General features: G+C 54.3%; 16 protein-coding genes. 12 read left to right on the top strand and 4 right to left on the bottom strand.

Annotation, left to right across the window (positions count from 1 at the left end):
- Window positions 1-61: 61 nt before the first annotated feature.
- The 11 genes from HUF19_RS14170 to HUF19_RS14115 all read left to right on the top strand — a co-directional run bounded on the left by HUF19_RS14170 (window position 62) and on the right by HUF19_RS14115 (window position 16,121).
- Window positions 62-1,555, top strand: a complete 1,494-nt coding sequence (locus HUF19_RS14170) for a phospholipase D family protein (RefSeq protein WP_260997225.1) — start codon at window positions 62-64, stop codon at window positions 1,553-1,555.
- 123 nt (window positions 1,556-1,678) lie between these two features.
- Entirely contained in the window at window positions 1,679-3,847 is a 2,169-nt protein-coding gene (locus tag HUF19_RS14165; RefSeq protein ID WP_260997224.1) for a TonB-dependent receptor, read from the top strand.
- Between the two features lie 14 nt (window positions 3,848-3,861).
- The gene (locus HUF19_RS14160) at window positions 3,862-4,992 is read left to right on the top strand and encodes a PepSY-associated TM helix domain-containing protein (protein ID WP_260997223.1); all 1,131 of its coding nucleotides are present in this window, start codon (window positions 3,862-3,864) and stop codon (window positions 4,990-4,992) included.
- Window positions 4,989-5,252, top strand: a complete 264-nt coding sequence (locus HUF19_RS14155; protein WP_260997222.1) for a hypothetical protein — start codon at window positions 4,989-4,991, stop codon at window positions 5,250-5,252. The genes HUF19_RS14160 and HUF19_RS14155 overlap by 4 nt, the downstream gene beginning before the upstream one ends.
- 53 nt (window positions 5,253-5,305) lie before the next feature.
- Window positions 5,306-8,974: a hydantoinase B/oxoprolinase family protein gene (locus HUF19_RS14150; protein WP_260997221.1), complete on the top strand. Its 3,669-nt coding sequence runs from the start codon at window positions 5,306-5,308 to the stop codon at window positions 8,972-8,974.
- 82 nt (window positions 8,975-9,056) lie between these two features.
- A complete protein-coding gene (grxD, locus tag HUF19_RS14145) occupies window positions 9,057-9,377 on the top strand; it encodes a Grx4 family monothiol glutaredoxin (protein WP_260997220.1) in 321 nt (106 codons plus the stop codon).
- Window positions 9,378-9,610: 233 nt separating this feature from the next.
- Window positions 9,611-10,723, top strand: a complete 1,113-nt coding sequence (locus HUF19_RS14140) for a porin family protein (protein ID WP_260997219.1) — start codon at window positions 9,611-9,613, stop codon at window positions 10,721-10,723.
- Between the two features lies 1 nt (window position 10,724).
- Entirely contained in the window at window positions 10,725-11,255 is a 531-nt protein-coding gene (locus tag HUF19_RS14135) for an FMN-binding protein (RefSeq protein ID WP_260997218.1), read from the top strand.
- Window positions 11,239-11,967, top strand: a complete 729-nt coding sequence (locus HUF19_RS14130) for a PepSY domain-containing protein (protein ID WP_260997217.1) — start codon at window positions 11,239-11,241, stop codon at window positions 11,965-11,967. The genes HUF19_RS14135 and HUF19_RS14130 overlap by 17 nt, the downstream gene beginning before the upstream one ends.
- 163 nt (window positions 11,968-12,130) lie before the next feature.
- Window positions 12,131-14,758, top strand: a complete 2,628-nt coding sequence (locus HUF19_RS18375; RefSeq protein ID WP_270049426.1) for a LuxR C-terminal-related transcriptional regulator — start codon at window positions 12,131-12,133, stop codon at window positions 14,756-14,758.
- 193 nt (window positions 14,759-14,951) lie between these two features.
- Complete coding sequence (locus HUF19_RS14115) at window positions 14,952-16,121, top strand: response regulator (RefSeq protein WP_260997216.1); 1,170 nt, start codon at window positions 14,952-14,954, stop codon at window positions 16,119-16,121.
- Window positions 16,122-16,239: 118 nt separating this feature from the next.
- Here the strand turns inward: HUF19_RS14115 and HUF19_RS14110 are convergent, their stop codons facing one another.
- Window positions 16,240-17,229: a LysR family transcriptional regulator gene (locus tag HUF19_RS14110; protein WP_260997215.1), complete on the bottom strand. Its 990-nt coding sequence runs from the start codon at window positions 17,227-17,229 to the stop codon at window positions 16,240-16,242.
- A gap of 194 nt (window positions 17,230-17,423) precedes the next feature.
- Between HUF19_RS14110 and HUF19_RS14105 the strand changes: the two genes are divergently transcribed.
- Window positions 17,424-18,050 (top strand): GNAT family N-acetyltransferase, encoded by a 627-nt coding sequence (locus tag HUF19_RS14105; protein WP_260997214.1) that lies wholly within the window; start codon window positions 17,424-17,426, stop codon window positions 18,048-18,050.
- 22 nt (window positions 18,051-18,072) lie between these two features.
- Here the strand turns inward: HUF19_RS14105 and HUF19_RS14100 are convergent, their stop codons facing one another.
- The 3 genes from HUF19_RS14100 to HUF19_RS14090 form a co-directional block, all read right to left on the bottom strand.
- A complete protein-coding gene (locus HUF19_RS14100) occupies window positions 18,073-20,163 on the bottom strand; it encodes a TonB-dependent receptor plug domain-containing protein (RefSeq protein ID WP_260997213.1) in 2,091 nt (696 codons plus the stop codon).
- A gap of 149 nt (window positions 20,164-20,312) precedes the next feature.
- The gene (locus tag HUF19_RS14095; protein WP_260997212.1) at window positions 20,313-21,068 is read right to left on the bottom strand and encodes a hypothetical protein; all 756 of its coding nucleotides are present in this window, start codon (window positions 21,066-21,068) and stop codon (window positions 20,313-20,315) included.
- Between the two features lie 3 nt (window positions 21,069-21,071).
- Complete coding sequence (locus tag HUF19_RS14090) at window positions 21,072-21,581, bottom strand: DUF2878 domain-containing protein (RefSeq protein WP_260997211.1); 510 nt, start codon at window positions 21,579-21,581, stop codon at window positions 21,072-21,074.

Genomic DNA, 21,581 nt, shown 5'->3' with positions numbered 1-21,581 from the left:
GACTAGGTTGCAGCGCTGCCGTTTTTGGCAGGGCTGCCGGGTCTTGCTGGCGGCGACGCTGTTGTCAGCCTGTGCCCGTCTGCCGGATGTTCCGCCACCGGTTACTGAACTGCATTCTCAGGCTTCGCCGCACAGCCTGCTGGCCCGCTGGGCTGAACCCCTTCTGCAGCAACATCCCGATCAGGCCGGGCTGGTATTACTGGCCTCCGGCACCGATGCCTTTCTTGCCCGCCTGTTGCTGGCGGCCAATGCCAGTGACCGTCTTGATCTGCAATATTATCTCTACCATCAGGATCTGACCGGCAAAGTCTTTACCTGGGCTTTGCTGCAGGCGGCTGATCGCGGTGTGCGCGTACGTCTGTTGCTGGACGATATGGCGACCCGTGGGGCAGACAACGAACTGCGCCTGCTGAACCGTCATCCCAATATCGATATCCGCCTGTTTAACCCATTCCTGCGCGATTACCCGCGCGATATGCAGTTTCTTACCCGTTATGGGGTTTCAACCCGGCGCATGCACAACAAAACCATGATTGCCGATAACACTCTGGCGATCAGTGGCGGACGCAATATCGGTGACGAATATTTTGATGCCGCGCGTAATGCCGTGGTATTCGGTGATCTGGATGTACTGACACTGGGACCGGTGGTTGATGATGCTTCAACCGAGTTTGACCGCTACTGGAACAGTGCTCTGGCGGTACCGGTGGAGCAGGTACTGAATGACGGCGATCCGCATGACCAGCAGCCGCTGCACAATTTACGTCAGCAATTACAGGAGTGGTTGCAGGGGAAACGGGAGCATCCTTACGTACAGGCTTTACAGAACCGTAATCAGACCCTGAGCGCTCATTATGAGCAGCGCCTGTTCTGGGGCAAAGCCTATGTGGTGGCCGATGCACCGGATAAAATCCGCAGCCGCACCTACCAGTCACCGTTATTCGGTAATTTAATTACCCTGCTGGATAATGCGCAGCAGGAAGTGCTGCTGATTTCTCCGTATTTTGTGCCGGGCGATGAGGGCGTTGCTTTTCTGGCGGCGCTGGTGGCACGCGGCGTTAAAGTGCAGGTGCTGACCAATTCTCTGGCCAGCACGGATGTTCCGGCGGTGCATTCGGCGTATAAGCATTACCGTGCAGCTTTGCTGCGGGCCGGAGTGGAGCTGTTCGAGCTGCGTCCGGATGCCAGCTCCGGGCGTGAGAACCGCCGCTGGACCGGCTCTTCTTCCGCCAGTCTGCATGCCAAAATGCTGGTGATTGATCAGCGCTACTTTTATGTCGGTTCGATGAATCTTGATCCGCGCTCCATTCGCGAGAATACCGAAATGGGTGTGCTGTTTGAGCAGGCGCAGCTGGGTCAGCAAGCCAGCCGGGATCTGCAGCAAAACCTGCCGTTCGAAAGTTATCAGCTGCAGCTACATCAGGGAGAAGTGCGCTGGCAGGAAATGCGCACCAATGGTGCAGTGCAGTACTACGATAACGAACCCCATGCCAGCCTGTGGCGGCGTCTGCAATCCTGGCTGCTCGGCGTCCTGCCGCTCGAAGCGGAGCTCTGACGGCCGCTACCTGTCGCAGGGATTCAGGAATTCTTCTTATTATTTGTTGATAATCATTCTCAGACTCAGTAGCATTCGCGTCCTTCCAAATTGCTAATTATCAATCCGTATCAGGACATGCCCATGAAAACTGCTGTTTTGGCGATGATTCCAGCACTGCTGGCTCCGGTGGCTTATGCCGCAGACACACAGCTTCCGGCTGACGCTTCTGCGCCAGCGGAAAAAGTAACCCTGGACCGGGTGACGATCTCCGCCGTTCGTGGTGAGCGTGATGTCGCTACCATCCCGCATATGGTGACGGTCATCGAGCGTGAAACCCTGCAGGCCACTCTCGGTGCCAGCGGCGATCTGACCAGCGCACTGAGCCGCCTGCTGCCAAGTTTTGCACCGTCGCGTCAGAAAATGACCGGCTCTTCTGAGAGTTTCCGTGGCCGTTCGCCGCTGATTCTGGTGGATGGTATTCCGCAGACCAATCCGCTGCGCGATGGCTCGCGTGATGGCTTTACCATCGACCCGTCACTGATTGAACGGATTGAAGTGGTACACGGTGCCAACGCTTCCATGGGGCTGGGCGCAACCGGCGGCATCATCAACTTTATTACCCGCAGCGCTGCCGACGGCGATAACGAAATCCGTCTGAATACCGCGCTGACCAGCAGCAACGATTTTGACGGTGACGGTTTTGAATACCGCCTGGGTGGCTCGCTGCAGCGCAAGCAGGGCGCTTACGATGTGCTGGCCTCGGCGCAGTATCAGAACAGCGGCCTGTACTACGATGCCAACGGCGACAAAATTGCCGTTAACGAAACCCACGGCGATCTGATGGATTCTGAATCCCTCGATCTGCTGCTGAAACTGGGGATGGATCTGTCGGCGACCCGCCGTGTGGAGCTGATGCTCAACCGCTACGATCTGGAAAACAGCGGTGATTACCGCAACATTCCCGGTGACCGCGATCAGGGCATTGCTGCCACCACCGAAAAAGGCAAGCAGGTGGGCGACCCGAACCGCAACAAAGCCACCGCCGCCGCGCTGAGCTACAGCGACCGTGATCTGGCCGGTGGTAACTTCAGCGGTAAGTTCTATTACCTCGACCGTACCTCGCTGTACGGCGCAACCCAGACCAAAACCTTTCAGGATCCGGCTTACGGCAGCCAGTACGATGGCAGCGGTGCGCTGACGCAGAGCATCTACGACCAGTCGCAGATTGAAGTGCAGCGCAGTGGTGTGCGCCTGAGCTGGAACCGTGACGATTTCCTGCTGAATGAACTCGACTGGGTGCTGGGCTTTGACTGGGTGCGTGATGAATCGAAACAGACCCTGGCGATGACCGGCCGTACCTGGGTGCCGGAAATGAAGTTCGACAACTACGCGCCTTTTGCCCAGCTCGATTACGCCCTGACCGATCGCCTGCAACTGACCAGTGGTGCGCGTTACGAGACCGCCAAACTGCAGGTGGATGATTTCACCACGCTGTATAACTACGGCTCGCGCGATGTGGCCGGTGGTGATGATGAATTCTCCGAACTGCTGACCAACCTCGGCTTTACCTACCGCATCAGTGATGGCCTGAACGCTTATATCTCCTACAGCGAAGGCTTCAATATGCCGGATGTGGGTCTGGTGCTGCGCGGCATTAATACCGACGGTCAGGATGTCGATGATCTGGTGCGTATCAAGCCGATCATTACTGATAACTACGAAACCGGTTTCAACTATCAGGGCGAAGCGCTGAGTCTGAAAGCCAGTTACTTCCGTTCGACCTCGGCATTTGGTTCGCGTCTGGCCGACACCAATGGCGATGGCAGCTACGAAGTGATCCGCGAGAAAACCCGCACCCACGGTTACGAACTGCAGACCGCCTATCTGTTTGGTTACGATCTGGAAATCGGTGGTTACTACTCGAAGCTGTTTGGCCGCGTCGACTCCGATAAGAACGGCAGTCTCGACAGCGACCTGGGTGCGGCTAATATCAGCCCGGATAAACTCTCGGCCTATGCCCGCTACGAGCTGAATGGCCGCACCAGTGCGCGTCTGGCCAGCACTTACTACTTTGACCGCAGCTTCCACGGCCAGGCCAACGCCAATGCCGAGTCTTTTGCTGGCTATGCGCTGGTGGATATGAGCGTCAGCTACCGTGGCAATAACAGCACTACCAGCCTGTCGCTCGGTAACCTGCTGAACCGCGATTACTTTGATTACTACGCACAGACCTCCGATCTCGGTAATACTGCGCGCTATTACAAAGGTCGTGGCCGCAGTCTGATGCTGGCGTACGAGCACAGCTTCTGACAAAGAGTTTCTGAATGACCGCTTATTACTGGTTTCGCCGCCTGCATCTGTGGCTCAGCCTGGTGCTGGCCCTGCCGCTGCTGATTATTCTGCTCAGCGGACTGCTGCTGTTGCTGGAGCCGGTATTACAAACGGGGTTACGTGCGCCGGAGCCTCTTCGTCCGGAAGCGGCGCAAAGGCTGCAGCAACGCATGGAGGTGTTGCAGGCTGAGCATTCCGGCTGCGCGGTCAGTTATCTCGGGCTTTCTTCACCTCTGATTGCTCAGCCGCGTCTGTATCTGCGCTGCGCCGACGGCTTCCACTCCTATGAGCTGGCCGCCGATGGCAGCGCCAGCGTACTGAGCGACGGGTTTTTCAACTGGGTACTGTCACTGCACCGCACGCTGTTGCTGGGTGAGGGCGGACGTCAGCTGGTGGCGATCAGCAGTGTGTTGCTGGCGCTCAGTTGTCTGCTTGGCCTGTTACTCTGGCTGGTGCGTGGTGACCGGGTTCAGCTCAGCCGCGAGCATTTGCTGCCGCAGCGTTTACTGAGTGGCAAAGCCGATGGCCTGCGCCGCTGGCATGCACTGAGCGGTCTGTATATCACGCCGCTGCTGATTGTGATGGTGATCACCGGTATCTGCTGGCCCTGGCGTGCGCCGCTGTACAGCCTGCTCAGCGCCGGGCAACTCGATCAGCCGGCGCTGAAAACGGTGATGGCCGGTCCGGTGGCAACCGGCATGACGGCGGATGCTGTTGCGGCAGTGCCCGATCTGCTGGCGTTAAAAAGCCGGGCAGAAGCGTTGCTGCCGGGCTATCAGCTGACCGGCATCGTGACGCCACGGCCTCCGGCCTTTAACTATCAGTTGCGTATGGTTGCCCGCGAAGGCCTCAGTCTGGTGCCGCAACACTATCTCTTTCTGCACCCGGCCGATCTGAGCCTGTTGCAACAGGTGGATATCTGGCCGGCGCCCTCGTCAGAGCCGCAGGCATCACAAAGCGCCGGAGAACAGGCGCTGACCAGTCTGCGTTTTCTGCAATACGGTCTGCACACCGGTTTTGTGTTCGGCCTGCCCGGCGTGCTGCTGTGGGCGCTGGCATTGTTACTGACGGGCGGTCTGTTGCTGGTGGGTGGCATTGTTCTGTGGCAGAGGCGGCGCTCATGAGTTTACTGCCGTTACTGATTCTGGCGCTGATGCTGCTGGGTATCTGCCTGTTTGTGTTGTATGGCAGCTGGTCGGTGGTGCTGTTCTGGCAATTACGCCAGCTGTTGCGCCAGCCGCCTGCGGCCGGAGATAAAGCACAAAAACGCCGGCTGGGGCAGGAAAAGGCCCTGCGTCTGTTGTTGCTCAGTGCCCGCCGCTGGTTAGGGCGGGCACTGCTGCTGTTGCTGATTCCGGTGGCGGCAGCGCTGTTCAGTTTCTGAAGAATCCCGCTGTTTGCTGGTATGATCGCTGGCAGTAAATTACGGGTGGAATCATGTCTTCAGTTTCTTCTTTTTCCTCTGTTGATTGCGCAGCTGCGGATTCTGCGCACTCCGGGCAATGGCAATTCTGGGTCGATCGCGGCGGTACCTTTACCGATATTGTGGCGCTGACCCCAGCCGGTGAATTAATTACCCATAAATTACTGTCGGAAAATCCGCAGCATTATGCCGATGCGGCGGTTGAAGGCATCCGTCAGCTGCAGGCCCGTTACCCGCAATACGACAGCGCCATCGCCAGTGTAAAAATGGGCACGACGGTCGCCACCAATGCGTTGCTGGAACGTAAAGGTGCGCGCACTTTACTGTGCATCAGTAAAGGTCTGCGCGATCAGCTGCGCATCGGTTATCAGACCCGCCCGGATATTTTTGCCATTCATATTGCTCAGCCAGAACCGTTATACGAACGCGTGTACGAAGTACCGGAACGTATACTGGCCGACGGCACGGTGGATTATCCGCTGGATGAAGAAACCCTGCTGGTGCAGTTAATTGAAGCGCGCTCACTGGGTTACGACAGCATCGCCGTGGTGCTGATGCACGCTTATAAATATCCGCAGCATGAAATCCGTATCGGTGATATTGCCCGCCAGCTTGGCTTTAAACAGATTTCGTTAAGTCACCGCGTCAGTCCGTTAATTAAACTGGTGCCGCGTGGTGATACCACGGTGGCCGATGCGTATTTGTCGCCGGTATTGCGCCGTTATGTTAATCAGGTGGAGCAGGCTTTGCCACCAACCTCTCTGCAGTTTATGCAATCCAATGGTGGTTTATGTGCGGCGCAGAATTTTCAGGGTAAGGATGCGATTTTATCCGGCCCGGCCGGCGGTGTGGTCGGTATGGTTCGCACTGCCCAGGCCGATGGTTTTAACCGCATTGTCGGTTTTGATATGGGTGGAACCTCGACCGATGTCAGTCATTTTAACGGTACGCTGAATAACGATCTTGAACGTGAAACCCTGACCGAGGTTAACGGCGTAAAATTACGCGTACCGATGATGAATATTCACACAGTGGCCGCCGGTGGCGGTTCGCTGGTGCATTTTTCTGCTGGCCGCTTTCAGGTCGGGCCGGAATCCGCCGGCAGTTATCCCGGCCCTGCCTGTTACCGTAATGGCGGTCCGTTAACCGTTACCGACTGCAATGTGTTGCTGGGTAAATTACAGCCGCAGCATTTCCCTTATGTCTTTGGTCCTGAACAGAACCAGCCACTGGACGCCGGTATTGTGCGGCAGAAATTCAGCGAGCTTGCAATGCAGATCCGCAACGACAGCGGTCAGGAATATTCGCCGGAAGAAATAGCCGCCGGTTTTCTGCGTATTGCCGTGAATAATATGGCGGCGGCGGTGAAAAAAATATCGGTGCAGCGCGGTTATGATATCCGCGATTATGTGCTTAATGCGTTTGGTGGTGCCGGTGCCCAGCATGCCTGTCTGGTGGCGGCCGAGCTGAATATTAAACAGGTGTATCTGCATCCGCTGGCGGGGGTGTTATCGGCCTTTGGGATTGGTCTGGCTGAGCAGCGCTGGCTGGGCGAAGACGCGGTAGAAATACCATTAACCGATGCTGCGGCGCTGACCTGCGCAGAAGAAAAATTCGCGGCGTTAATGCAGCAGGCAGATTTTACACCGGACAAAGAAAAGCCCGTTCAGGAATTACGCCGTGCCTATCTGCGTTATGAGGGGTCCGATACCCAGTTGTTGGTCAGCTTTGCCGATGCCGCCGGTATGCGTGCTGAATTTGAGCAGCATCACCAGCAATTATTTGGTTTTATCAGTGCTCATAAATCCCTGCGCCTGGATGCGGTACAGCTGGAGTTGGTAGCCGCCGGAAACAGTGCTCCGGCAATTCCTTTTGCCAGCGGCGAACAAACCGCACAGGAAAATGCACAACTATATCTGGGCGGGCAATGGCACAGTGTTCCGGTGCTGGCACGTGCGCAACTGGCAGCGGGTTTTGCAGCTACCGGCCCGCTGTTATTAACCGATGCCAACAGCACCATTGTGGTGGAACCCGGCTGGCAGCTTGAGGTATTAACCAGTGGCGCTTTATTGCTGACTGATCAGGGAGAAGAACTTCCGGCGGCTGCCAGTGGTCTGGCCCAGCGTGATCCGGTCACGCTGGAAATATTCAATAATCTGTTTATGTCGGTCGCCGAACAGATGGGCTTTGTGCTGGAGAAAACTGCCAGCAGTGTGAATATTAAAGAGCGGCTGGATTTTTCCTGCGCGCTGTTTGATGGCCATGGTGAGCTGGTCGCCAATGCGCCGCATATTCCGGTGCATTTAGGCTCAATGAGCGAAAGCATTAAAGTGGTGATGCAGGGGCATACGGATATGCGCCCTGACGATGCTTTTGTATTAAATACCCCTTATAACGGCGGCACGCATTTACCGGATGTTACTGTGGTTAAGCCGGTTTTTATCCGGCCATTTACGGCGGGTAATAAAGCCGATTTTTATGTCGCCGCGCGCGGTCATCATGCCGATATCGGCGGTATTACACCGGGCTCAATGCCGGCGGAAAGTACCCATATCGATGAAGAAGGTGTGCTGCTCGATAACCTGATTTTAATGCGCGATGGCCAGCTTAAAGAGCAGGAGATCCGCAAGGTTCTGGCGGCGGCCACATATCCGGCGCGTAATCCGGATCAGAATATTGCCGATTTAATGGCTCAGCTGGCCGCCTGCGAAAAAGGTGCAGTGGAATTACAGCGCTTATGCACGACCTATGGTTTGCCACAGGTGACGGCCTATATGCAGCATGTGATGGATAACGCCGAGCAGACGTTGCGCGAGTGTCTGGCGGATTTACCGTCCGGTGAATTCAGCGCGCAGATGGATGATGGTACCTGCTTTAATGTGCGCATTGAGGTTGACCGCCAGCAGCGCCATGCCACGGTCGATTTTTCCGGTACGCAATACCGTGCAGAACAGAAGCAACATCCCGGCAATTTTAATGCACCGACTTCGGTGGTGATGGCGGCGGTGCTGTACAGCTTCCGCGCACTGGTCGCCAAACCTATGCCGTTGAATGCCGGCTTTTTCCGCGCGTTAACGGTTAAGGTGCCACAGGCTTCCATTATTGCGCCGCAATATCCGGCGGCGGTGGTATCGGGCAATGTCGAGACGGCCCAGTATCTGGTGGATGTGGTGATGGGGGCGCTGGGCTTAATGGCCGGCTGTCAGGGTACCAATAACAATTTCACCTTCGGTAATCAGCAGCTGCAGTATTACGAAACCCTGTGCGGCGGTATCGGTGCCAGTGCGCAGGGTGACGGCGCCAGCGCGGTGCACAGCCATATGACCAATTCGCGCCTGACAGACCCCGAGATTCTGGAACAGCGTTTTCCGGTGGTGCTCGACTGGTTTCACGTGCGGCCGCAATCCGGTGGAGCCGGGAAGTATGCTGGCGGTAATGGCGTAGAGCGGCATATCCGTTTTCTGCAGCCGATGCGCGCCAATATCATCAGTGGCCATCGCCAGATTGCGCCGCACGGCCTGCAGGGCGGCGGTGACGGCAAGCCCGGGGTGAACTTTGTGCTGCGCCATCAGGGGCGGATGCAGCGCTTATCCGGCTGCGCCTGCGTTGAGCTGGAAGCCGGTGATCTGTTCTGTATTCATACGCCGGGTGGGGGTGGTTTTGGTGCGGCCGCTGAGGGGTGATACCCCAGCGGCGCTGTCAGGCTTTCGCTGCTTTGTGTTAGAATCGCCGCAATTTCCATTCAACGTTTGAGAGAGAAGACCTATGGATATCATGCAGGTCATCAAAGACCAGATCGAAAACAACGACATTCTGCTGTACATGAAAGGCTCACCAAACCAGCCAATGTGCGGTTTCTCTGCCCGTACTGTGCAGGCGGTTATGGAATGTGGTCAGAAGTTTGCGTATGTGGATATTCTTTCCAATCCGGAAATCCGCACCAACCTGCCGGTTTACGCTAACTGGCCAACCTTCCCGCAGCTGTGGGTGAAAGGTGAGCTGATCGGTGGTTGCGATATCGTCACCGAGATGCACGCCAAAGGTGAACTCAAGCCTTTGCTGGAAGAAGCGGCGCCACAGGCATAAGCCCTTCCGCAGCATGAAGAAACCAGCCTCCGGGCTGGTTTTTTTATGGCCGCAAGGTAAGTAAGCCCGACAGGCCGTAGGGGTGAAATATAGGGGTAAAAGCAGGCGGTTATCAATGCACTGATTTCACAATTATAAATAACAATAATTAGCGTTTAGATATTGAAGTGATTCCTGTTTATGTTATCTTGCACGCCGATTTTATTGCCATTTATCCCAAAGGATTTAACGCTATGAAAACCCGTGCTCTGCTGCTGGCTGCTGCCATCACTTCATCCAATCTGGCTCTGGCCGATGATAACGCTCAGCTGAAGGCTGAAATTGAAGCGCTGAAAGCGCAGCTGAACAGTCTGGCTGATACCGTTGAACAGCAGGGTGCTGCCAGCCAGAACAGTGGTGTAAATATCGGTGGTTACGGTGAAATGCACCTGAATCTGGCGAATGGTAAAGGCAACGAAATTGATTACCACCGCTTTGTGCTGTTCTTCAGCAAAGAATTCAACGAGCGCACCCGCTTCTTCTCTGAGTTTGAACTGGAGCACAGCCTGGCTGGTGATGGTAAACCGGGTGAAGTGGAGCTGGAGCAGGCCTATATCGAATATGACCTGAACGCCAATACCCGCGCTAAAGCCGGTCTGTTCCTGATTCCTGTTGGTATCCTCAACGAAACCCATGAACCGGATACCTTCTACGGTGTTGAGCGTAACAGCGTTGAGAACAAAATCATTCCGACCACCTGGTGGGAAGGTGGTGCAGGTCTGAGCGGCAAAATCGCCGATGGTCTGAGCTACGATGTGGCCATGCACTCTGGCCTGGAAAGCCTGGATGGCAATCTGCGCAGCGGTCGTCAGAAAGTTGCCGAAGCAAAAGCCAATAAAGCCGCCTACACTGCGCGCGTTAAATACACCGCGGTACCGGGTCTGGAACTGGCTGCAACCCTGCAGTATCAGGACGACCTGCTGCAGGGCAATGGTCCAAAAGAAATCGGCGCGCGCCTGATCGAAACCCATGCGATCTATCAGAACAACGGTTTTGAACTGCGTACACTCTATGCGCAATGGGATCTGGATAAAGATATCAACACCGTCACTTCGGGTGCTTCCAAGCAGACCGGTTTTTATGTTGAGCCTTCTTATCGCATGAACGATGTCGGTGTGTTCTACCGTAACAGCGGCTGGGATACCAATGCCGGTGACCGTACAGACTCCAAGTTCGAGCGTCACGATGTGGGCGTGAATTACTGGCTGGCCGAAACCGTGGTATTCAAAGCCGATTACTACCGCCAGAAAGAAGCGGGTGATCTGGCCGCCACCGGTTATAACCTGGGTGTAGGTTACAGCTTCTGATATGCGGTCTGTGCGCGTTGTTCTGCCTCTGATATTGCTGCTGTCCAGCGCTGTTGCGCTGGGTAAAGGCACTTATCTGACCCTGCCACAGTTGCTGAGCGACTGGTTTCCGGCAGGGCAGGAAGCGCGCACACTGTGGCTCACCACTGAGCAGAAAGATCTGGCCCGTGAGCATATCCGTTACGACCTGCGCCAGGCGCGGGTTAAATACTGGACGCATAACGGCCACAATTTATGGGTGCTGAGTGAAATCGGCAAAGAAAAACCCATCACCTTTGCGGTGCTGACCCACAAGGGTGTGATCGAGCGGATTGACGTTATGGTGTTCCGCGAAATCCGCGGCGATGAGATCCGTTTGCCGGCCTTTACCGCCCAGTTTGCCAGACTGCAGTTAACCGATAATGGTGAGCTGAGTGGCAATATCGACGGTATTTCCGGCGCCACCTACTCGGTGCGCAGCATGGAGAAAGTTGCTAAACTCGCGCTCCTTCTCGATCGCTGGACAGCCACGCCGGATGAAAACCTCCACTAGACGCCAACTCCGATTCTGGCTGCACAAATGGCATCGCCGTGCCGGCCTGCTGGCGGCGCTGATTGTTATTCTGGTCACCCTGACCGGGCTGTTGCTGAATCATATTGCTGCCACCGGCCTCGATCGTCTTTATCCTCAGAACTCACTGATTCTTACGCCTTACCAGCATGCGCTCAGTCGCCCACAGGGCTTTGCCGTAGACGCTCACTGGTTGTGGAGCGCCGATGGCCAGTTACGCCTCGATCAGCAGGTGTTAACCGGGTGTCGCCAGTTACAGGGCTATGCACGCGGCGATGATTCACAGTTTGTCGATTGCAGCAGCCAGTGGCTGTTGCTGGATAACAATCATCAGCTGCTGGAAGTGCTTGAACCCTCGCTGTTCAGTGAAGAGCCGGTCACGGCGGTGGTCTGGCAGGGCGATGCCTATCTGCTGCAGATTGGCCAGAACTGGTTTGCACTGGACCTGCTCAGCTATCAGCTGACGGCGGCTGCGGCACCTGCTGCAAATGCTGAACCCCTGCAGGTTTTACCGCTACAACTGGCAGTGGCCCGTAATGAATCCATCAGCTGGCAGCGGGTGTTGCTCGATCTGCATTCCGGTCGCTGGTTTGGCAGCTGGGGTGTCTGGGTGGTTGATGCTGCCGCACTGATTCTGCTGTTTCTGGCATTATCCGGAGCCTGGATCTGGTTCAGCCGTAAACGCGGGTTCTGAGCGGCGGACCTGCTGCTGATCCGTAAAGAATGGTCATCGCCATCGCTGATGAGTACAGATGCGCCACTTCGTGTAATATGCTGCTTAACTTAGCCGCCGCTATGTCGCCGCAATCAGCCTGTGACGGCGGTTTTTGATCCGTTAGCCGAGTCAGACAGTTTTCATGGTGTTTACAGCAAAGCCCGACAGCTCACAGTCGCCCTGGCTGGAATCCCTCGATCAGAAAGCCGTCGCAGCCTGGGTCGCCCTTAAGTGCCGCCGCCCGGAAGCTTCCGTCCATGCCCTTGATCGTGCGCCACTTCTGCTTAATGCCCTGAAGCAAACCCGGGTTGTCTGGGTTAATGCGCCCGCCGGTTACGGTAAGACAGCTTTGCTGGCCGATGCCGCACGGCAGGCTGAGCGCGATGGTACCTCTGTGATCTGGCTGACCCTCGACAGCCGTGATACCCCTGATGCTTTTTTCCTGCGCCATTTTCTTGAAGCCGCTGAACGCCAGTTGCCCGGCGTCGCTACCGATGCATTAGCGCATTGGTATGAGACCGGCCGCCGCGGGCACGTTGATGTCGAACAGGTGCTTCTGCTCTGGTTGCAGGAGCTGGCCAGCTTCGAACGCCCGCTGCTGTTGTGCTTTGACGATGTTCACAGTCTGCAGGACAGCGACAGCTGGCAGGTGCTGAACCTGATTGTTGAACAGCTGCCTGCTGGCGTCAGTATGGTGCTGGCTTCGCGTTATATCCCTAATCATCTTGGCCGTTTACGGCTGAACCCGGCGCTGGGCTGGCTTGGTATCAGTGAGCTTTCTTTCAGTGATGATGAGACTCAGCAACTGTTGTTACTGCATGGTGTGGATATCAGTCCGCAGCAGGTGCAGCAGCTGATTCAGCGACTGGCCGGCTGGCCCGCTGGTCTGGCGATATGGCTGGCCTGTTACCGCGCTGCCGGGCGGCCGCTGGAGCCGGCAGTCCAGTTGGCGCAGCAGGAACTGAGTGATTATCTGCTGGGTGAAACATTGCATCGTTTACCGGCCGATCTGCAGCAATTTGTGCAGCAGGCGGCGGTGCTGGGCAGTTTTAATGAAGAGCTGCTGCAGCACTGCACCGGCTCGGCGGAATATCACCAGCCACTGCAGCAGGCGCTGCGGCTGAATCTGTTTATTGAGCCACAGCTGAACCGCCCCGGCTGGTTCCGCATGCATCCGGTGATGGCTGAGCTGCTGGCGCGGCAGTTGCCGCAGCAGGAGCGCAGCCGTCTGCATCATCTGGCTTATAACTGGCTGAGTGAACAGCGTCAGCCGGTAACCGCATTACATCATGCCCGTGCGGCGGGTCTCAGTCGTGAGGTTCAGGGCTGGGTAGAGCGTGAGTCCGAGGCGATCCTGGGGAATCTGGATATCGCCGGTCTGCTGTCCTGGTTTGAGTTACTGGGTGACGAGCTGCTGTATTCATCACCGCGTCTGATGGCCATTGCTGCCTGGTCGTGGCTGCTGACCCATCAGCGCGAAAAAGCGGAAGCGATGATTAATCGCCTGCTGCAGCGCCAGTGTCTGGCGGATTTCGAAGAGGCGGCGTTGCAGGGCTATCTGGCGCGTCTGAAAGGGCTGCTGAATCAGGCCGAACCTTTGTGTAAGCAGGCACTGGAAAATCTGCCGTCGGCACGTTTTACCTTGCGCATTCTGATGAGTTCAACACTGGCGCAGCTGCGTCTGGCGCAGAACGATGCCGATGGTGCGCGTATCTGGAACCGTCTGGCGCAGGATCTGGCGCGGCAGAATAATGCTCCGGCGATGGAAGCACTGGCGTTGTTTGATTATGCCCGTATTGAGCTGAACCGGGGGCATATTGCTCACAGCCGCGAAATTGTTGAGCGCGGCCTTGCATTGCTGGGTGACTATAGCGAACACGGAGGCTTGCTGCCGCGTGGCCGCCTGCTGCTGTATCGCGGCGTTTTGCGTTGGCTGGGAGGCGCTGATGATGCCCTTCTGGATGAAACCCTGCAGCAGGGTATCGCCGCCAGCACTCAGGTGCATGATGTTTCTGTGTGTTATGGCTACGCCATTATGGCGTTGCGTTACACCACGGCCGGTGACTATGCGGCGGCACTGAATGCCCTGGCCAGTGCCGAACGCCTGATGCAGCGCTGGCAGGTGGAAGCCGACAGCTATCAGTGGCTGATGGCGGTTAAAGCCAATGTGTGGATCTCGCAGGGCAAGCTCAGCCGGGCTCAGGATTGTCTGGAACAGTTGTTACAGGGGCAGAGCTGTGCGCAGCTGCCCCGTCCGGAACTGTTCCCCATGCTGCCTGCACTGGCCGTTGCGACTCAGGCGCGGTTATATCTGCTGGCCGGTAAGTCTGCGGACTGTCTGAGTGAAATTGATGGCTGGCTGCGCTTACGCAACAGCAACCTGAGTGTCATGCTGCTGCAGTTACTGCGTGGCGCAGCACTGCGTGCCCAGAATCAGCACTCCGAAAGCCAGCAGATTTTTCTGCAGTCCGGACGCGTGCTGCAGCGCGAAGGGATTGGCCTCGATCTATTCAGCTGGGTACCGAATCTCAGTGATTCTCTGCCGCAGCCTCAGGAAAGTGAAGCACCGGAGATCAGCTCGGGCCTCAGTGAGCGTGAGCTGGAAGTGCTGCGCAAGATTGCCCAGGGGTTGTCCAATCAGGAAATTGCCGATCAGCTGTTTATTTCCCTGCATACGGTGAAAACCCACGCCCGTAAAATTAACGTTAAGCTCGCCGCCAAGAGCCGTACTCAGGCCATTCATCGCGCGCAAGAATTACGCCTTATCTGAATCTTCTTTCCGTCTTTATCCGGTGATCAGCCCGGACATGCCGATCCATGTCCGCAGGCTGATTCCGTATCTGCCCGGTTATCAGTCAACACTCCTGTTATGTACCTGATATTGCCTCAGATCAGCCTGATGGCTGGCAGGATAAGCCTTCGTGAACTAAACATTGAGAAGGACTGACTTTGATGGATCTACTATGACAACGCGATATAAGGCCGTGGTACTCAGCAAAACATCTGATGAGCAGTTAGGAGATCTGCTGGATGAAAAGTACCACTTACTGCAGGCGGACAGCCCCGTACAAACATTGCAGCTGGCACAGGAACATGACCTGAAGCTGATTCTGATTGATGGCAACAGCATTGCTGATGATGATGTCATCGGAATTTGCCGGGAGCTGAAAGATAACAGCGAACTGCCGGTGGTTGTGCTGGGACACGAAGAAACGCTGCAGCATAAATTAGACGCTTATGACGCCGGTTGTGATGATTATCTGTCACCGTCCATGATGTTCGAACTGAAGGCCCGTATTGACCGGGTACTGTTCAATAAAATTGCCAATGATCAGCTGAAAATGCAGCTGAAACAGGCCAACGAAATGGCCTTTATTGCGATGTCCGATACCTCCGATCTCGGGGTGAATATTCAGTTTCTGCTCGACGTAAACCGCTGCAACAATATTGATGAGCTGGGCATGCGCTTATTTCAGGCGTTGCAGAGTTACGGTATCAATTGCAGCCTGCAGATGCGCAGCCGCTATGGCGTAAAGAATATGGAAGCCAACGGCATGGCCAAGGATATGGAATCTGTGCTGATGAGCGAATGCAAAGATAAGGGCCGTTATGTCGATTTCGGCCGCCGCTCGATTATGAATTACGGTGGCGTATCGTTGCTGGTTAAAAATATGCCGGTGGATGATGAGAAAAAATACGGCGCCATTAAAGATAATGTGTTTTCGCTGCTGCAGGGCTGTGATGCACGGATTCAGGCGCTGGATAACCTGCAATCGCTGGCTCTGGAGAGCCAGCTGGTAAAGCGCCTCAGTGGCCAGATGAGCTCCATGATGTCGGCGGTGGATGTGTCTTATCAGGGAGTGATGCGGGATATTGCCGATGTGGTTGAAAACATGGCTGACGGTGTGGAGCAGAGTCTGCAGTTTCTGGGCATGGATGAGCGTCAGGAATCAGCGCTGCAAAATATTATGGAAACAGGGATCGTTGAAACCAACCGCGTATTTAATGAAGGTATCCGGGTTGATGAAGGGCTGAAAGTTTTCCTGCAGAAAATTGACCGGGTGTTTGCCGATGATCACGTTGATCCGCAGGAAGTTCAGGCATTGCTGGATATGATGCCGAAAAACAGTTAATTACTCCGGCACCTGCCCGCATTTTGTCGATTCCGGCAAGGGAGGGAACCGGGTTCAGTCCCCTGTACTCACCAATGATATGCCTTTAAGGCATGAGCCATGCGCTGGCCGCTAATCGTCAGTGTACGGCTGGTTTATCCCCGGTAATGTTTTTACCCTTGTCTGTTCTGGGGCAGGCACTATCCAGCAGTTCAACTTCCCAGGGCGGATTCGGACGAATGCTGTCGATCACAAAGTCGACGAAGCTGCGTACTTTGGCAGACAGGTGACGGTTGCTCGGGTACAGGGCATGAATCGGGCTGGCTTCAAACGGCCAGTCACAGAGAACAGGCACCAGATTACCGGCGCGGATGGCCGGCGCGGCAATCAGCATCGGTACCGGGGAAATGCCGGCTCCGGATAATGTCAGGGCATACAGGCTGGCAAAATCATTAACCTGCAATCTTGGCTTAACCTGCACGGTGTATTGTTCTTCCTGCGGGCCGCTCATTGGCCACTGCAGCCATTGTGAGCCGGTCAGCAGGCGGTGCTCATGCAGCTGTTCAGGATGTTCAGGCATGCCATGACGCTCAAGGTATTCCGGGCTTGCGCACAGAATGGCGCGGACATCACCGAGATAGCGGCCAATCAGCGAGGAGTCTTCCAGCTGGCCAATACGGAATGCGACGTCGATCCCTTCCTGCACCAGGTCCAGACGCTGATCAGATAAGACCAGATCAACCATTACCTGTGGGTGCTGCTCCATAAATTCAGCCACCAGGCTCGACAATACGGTCGAGCCGAACAGGACCGGTGCGGTGATACGCAGGGTTCCCGTTGGCGTGCTCTGCATCTGGGTAACGGCGATATTGGCTTCTTCAATTTCGCTGAGAATACGCGCACAGTGGTTGTAGTAAGCGTTGCCGGTATCGGTCAGGCGCAGACTGCGGGTGGTACGCTGAATCAGTCGCACACCGAGGCGCTCTTCCAGCTGGGTAATCTTGCGGCTGACCGTGGACTTGGGCAAACCGAGGTTTTTGGCGGCTCCGGTAAAGCTGCCGGCTTCTACAACATGAACGAAAATAGCCATCTCGTTCAGGTCAAATTCTTCACGCTTACCAATCAACATAGGACATTTCCTCTTGCGAATGGACTCAGTATTGGGGCTTTTCAGGAATTTTAAAGGTATTTTTGGAACAATAGCTATAAATAAAACATGATTGGCTTAAAATCTTACTGTCTTTAGCGGCATCACAGCCCTCTGGACGATCCTGATCGAAAAATGTACCTTGGTACCAGAATAATAAGAGTAAAGGCTGTGGTATGCGTGATCTGAGCTTCCGTCCCTGTGTTGCCAACGATGTCAGCACTGCTGTGCCATTAATTTACAGCTCCGGTCCCGGTGCTTTTGACTATGTATTCTGTAGTCGCCATGCGCGCGAAGCGCAGGATTTTCTGCAGCAGGCGTTTATTAATGGCCGTTCGGAGTTTGGTTTTCAGCAGCATCTGGCTGCCGTTCTGGATGGCGAAGTTGTGGGCGTTGGGGCATTACGAACCCAGCCTGAAAGTGCAGGCTTCATGCTTGCAGCGTTGCGGGATATCGGCAGTTTTTACGCTGCCGCCCAGATACCGGGTGTTATTTACCGCGGACTGCGCACTGAGCGGGTAATCCGTCCGCCACAGGCCAACCGGGGCTTAATTTACCAGTTAGGGGTAAAACCGCAGATGCGTGGTCGTGGTATTGGTGAGCAGCTGGTGCAGCAACTGATTCTGCGGGCGCAGACTCTGGCTCTGACCCATGTTGCTCTGGATGTTGCCGATAATAATCCGCGGGCGCGGGCGTTATATCTGCGTTTGGGCTTTAAGCCGCGGGTCATCCGTCATGGGGGCTTTCAGTCCGCTTTCGGCGGTGTTGGCAGCCATGAATATATGGAAAAGCCCATCGGTTGATGGGCTTTTCTGGTTGTCGTTCTCAGATTTTGGCTTTAATACCGAACGAGATAATGGTCGGTAAATCGGTGACTTCTTCTTTCTCGCTGTAATCCGCGCCTTTGTATTCGTAGCCGGTGACATTGTCGCGTCCATACAGGTTAAGAATTTCAGCATAGAAATCCATCTCCCAGCCACTGAAGCGATAGGTGCGGTCGGCGCGTACATCCAGTTTGTGATAGGCCGGTAAACGTTCGGAATTCAGATTGCCGTAAATCGGATTATACAGGGCCGGATCATCAGCATCCTGAACAGCATCTTCCAATGGCGTAATCAGCTGGCCGCTCTGGTAGCGCCATTTAAAGCCGACCTGCCAGTCTTTATTCAGTTTGTAATTCGCCACACTGTTAATAATAACCGGCTGGTCGTAGTTATAACTGAAGTCATCTCCGGTTAAATTATTGGTACGGAAGGTGCGTGAGTACGCTACCGATACCCAGCCATACCAGTGTTCAGTCAGGTTTTTATTCAGGAAAAATTCCATCCCCCAGGCTTTACCGCTGGCATCGTTGGTATAGAGGGGCAGGTCGCCGTACTCTTCATCGGTAAGACCGCTGTAATAAGTCTTATCCGGACGGCTGATAATAATATTGTCCAGATCCTTATAATAAACCTCGACTTTCCATAGCATGTCATTGGCCAGCTGATTTTCAATGCCCAATTCGTAGTGCGTCGCGGTTGGTTGTTTCAGATCCGGGTTACCGAAGGGTGCTACATAATCACCAAAATTATCCGGCAGAATATGGTGACGGCCGTAGGCGCTGGTAAACCACCAGTTATTAGTGAATTGCCAGCGGCTTTGCAGACGCGGCTCGGTGAAATACTGTTCGGTGTAATCGTCATAGGACAATGCAATACCCGGCGTCAGGGTCCAGTCGGGGGTAATATCCCAGACGTCGGCAAGGTGCGCATCGTAATGATAAATGGTTGGCTTACCATCGCCTTCCAATATTTCTGTGCCATCAACAATGCGGCAATCCGGCGTAAATTCATCACAGGGCGGAGCTTCAAAACGGCCTTTATAGCTGATCTGGCTTTCCGTTAATTCCACACCCCAGCGCAATTCATGCTGGTAATTTAACGGATAGCTGAACTGGCTGCGCAGGTTATAGTCATTTACTTTGACATCAATTTTGTTATCCGGACCGATACGGAAGCCAAGTTTTTGCTCCATTTGCGACAGGCCGATCTTATGGGTCATACCACTGTTATACAGCTTTTCCCAGACCAGCCCCTGACTGTTAAAGAAGGCTTCAAAAGCCAGTCCGCCGGATAAGCCCGGGTCCTGCAGCAGTGTGTCGGAGTCTTCAGCAAAGACCAGTCCGGCTTTGTCGCGGGAACCAATAGCCTGGAATGACAGGGTCTCCGTAGCGCTGATGCGGTACTCATATTTTCCCTGATAATCGTAATATTCCGGTACGGTTGTGAACTCGAAGTCTTCGTCATCGAGAAAGTTCTCGATGTAGTACTGAAACAGACTCTGGCGTGCAGCAATATAAAAACTCTGATTTTCGCTGAGCGGTTGTTCGATAAAAATACCGGCCTTCAGCAGGCTGGCATCAATAATAAACTGGCTGCGGTCATAATAGGGGGAGCGTGATGTGGCATCGATGACGGCGCCGGTTGCATTGTTGTACTGGGGCGGAAATGCAGCGGTTTCCAGCGTAAAATCTTCAACAACGTTATCGCTTAAAATACTCGATGAATCGGTATGAAAAATATAGCCAACGGGAATAAAGTCAATAATATAGGCGTTATCATCCGGTGATGAACCACGCACGGCCGGTGCGGATGTTCTGCCGCCGGCAAAGGTTACACCGGGCAGGCTTTCAATAGCCCGGAGCGGATCATTACCGGAACCGGGAATTTTCAGCAGTTTTTCGGTGGAAATTTCACTCAGCTTTTCTTCCTGGCCACTGATCTGCACGGTGTCCAGCTCAACAGATTCTGTCTCTTCAGCACTGACCTGAACGCTCAGGGCCAGTGCCGGAATAAGTGCAGGAATAAAAGACAGCAGCAGTTTTTTTCGGCCAGCCGAAAGAGGGCTGATGGCCAGGCTCATCGGTGATTTCATCGTACGGGTTCCCTGTTGATAACTCACAGATATAATCAGATTAGCGCAGATTCTAGCAGCTAAATATGAACACAGAGTGAACCATAAGTATTCAACCTGTACATTCAAGTATGACGTCTGTGGATGCTGAAGGCAGATAATATGCGACGTCAGGAACTGCCGGTCGCAGATGACGGGGAGCTCTGGCAGCCGGACGAATAGTCGTAACGTATATCGGCACTGTATGTTTCACCATTAGTATCCATTATGTTACTCAGGCCGCGATAACGCAGGAGATTCCGGCTGTTCCGGTCGTAGGTCAGCTCTATAGGATCCAGTAACCAGGCCAGCAGACGTGATTCTAAACGCATGCTGAGAACCAGTTTCTGGTCATCATCAGCAATTTTTTTCAGGCGGAAACTGATAAGGTCCAGACGCGCAACAGAAGCAAAGCTGAAACTGACCGTCTGGCCGGATAACAGGGACTGCCAGTGACGCCTTACAAATTCGTCAAATCCGGCATCGATGATCAGATTATTCTGTAAATCTTTAACCGGTATTTTCTGGCTTTGACTATCGTTATCTTCTTTCAGAATCAGGGTCAGACTGCCGTCATCGTTATATCTGGCCTGCTCATAATAATTGTGGCGCTTATCGTGAAAGCTGAATTCAGGTGCAGCAGGATTACTGAAGTAGTTGTTCTCTTTTTCGGCAATCAGATTGTTATTGCTATCAAAGTATCTGACTTGCCGTTTGTATGGCTCATCATTAAGGAGCTTCAGCTGATGCTCTTCGCAGTAAAGTAACGTGCGGGAGTCATCCATAGAATAGGCTTTGCCAGAGTAGGTAATCACCTCACTGGCATGAACACTGATCACTGGCCCGGCTATAAATAAAAATACCGATTTAATGACGGTTGCTAACATGGACTATTTCCCCCGGCTATTAACGGATATAAACCCCAGCAATACAGCCCAGGCCACAGCGATGACAGGTAATGCCGGATATGTAAGGGAAACGGCATCAAATAATGATCCTGCGTAATAACTCCATGGGGCCGAAATGGCAGCAAGCACCGATGCTAGCAGTGGCCTCTGCAGTAGCCAGGCCAGCGAGTGGCGAAGTGTCGCAGCGAAAGAACACCACAGAAGAATCAGCCACAAGGGAATAACAACCCCGCCGTGCGAAGGAAATAAAAGAACTCCCAGATGCATCAATATACTGTCAAACAATGTGCCTGTCAGAGTCAGGAGAATAATCAGTTTTAATTCGCCTGGTTTTCTCTGTGTCCAGTGCCACAACATAAACAGGAAAACGCAAAGAAGAGCCCAAATATTTCCACCAATAACACAGGCGGCCCAGCACAGTTGAAAACCGATAATATTGATCAACTGTGCTGTTTTTGTCCCTGCTGAAATATGTTTCTGCAGAGCGTTCAT

Source organism: Thalassolituus hydrocarboniclasticus (assembly GCF_025345565.1).
GTDB lineage: Bacteria > Pseudomonadota > Gammaproteobacteria > Pseudomonadales > Oceanobacteraceae > Venatoribacter > Venatoribacter hydrocarboniclasticus.
The sequence above is the reverse complement of the archived record's forward strand: the minus strand, read 5'-3'. Positions and strand labels throughout refer to the sequence as shown.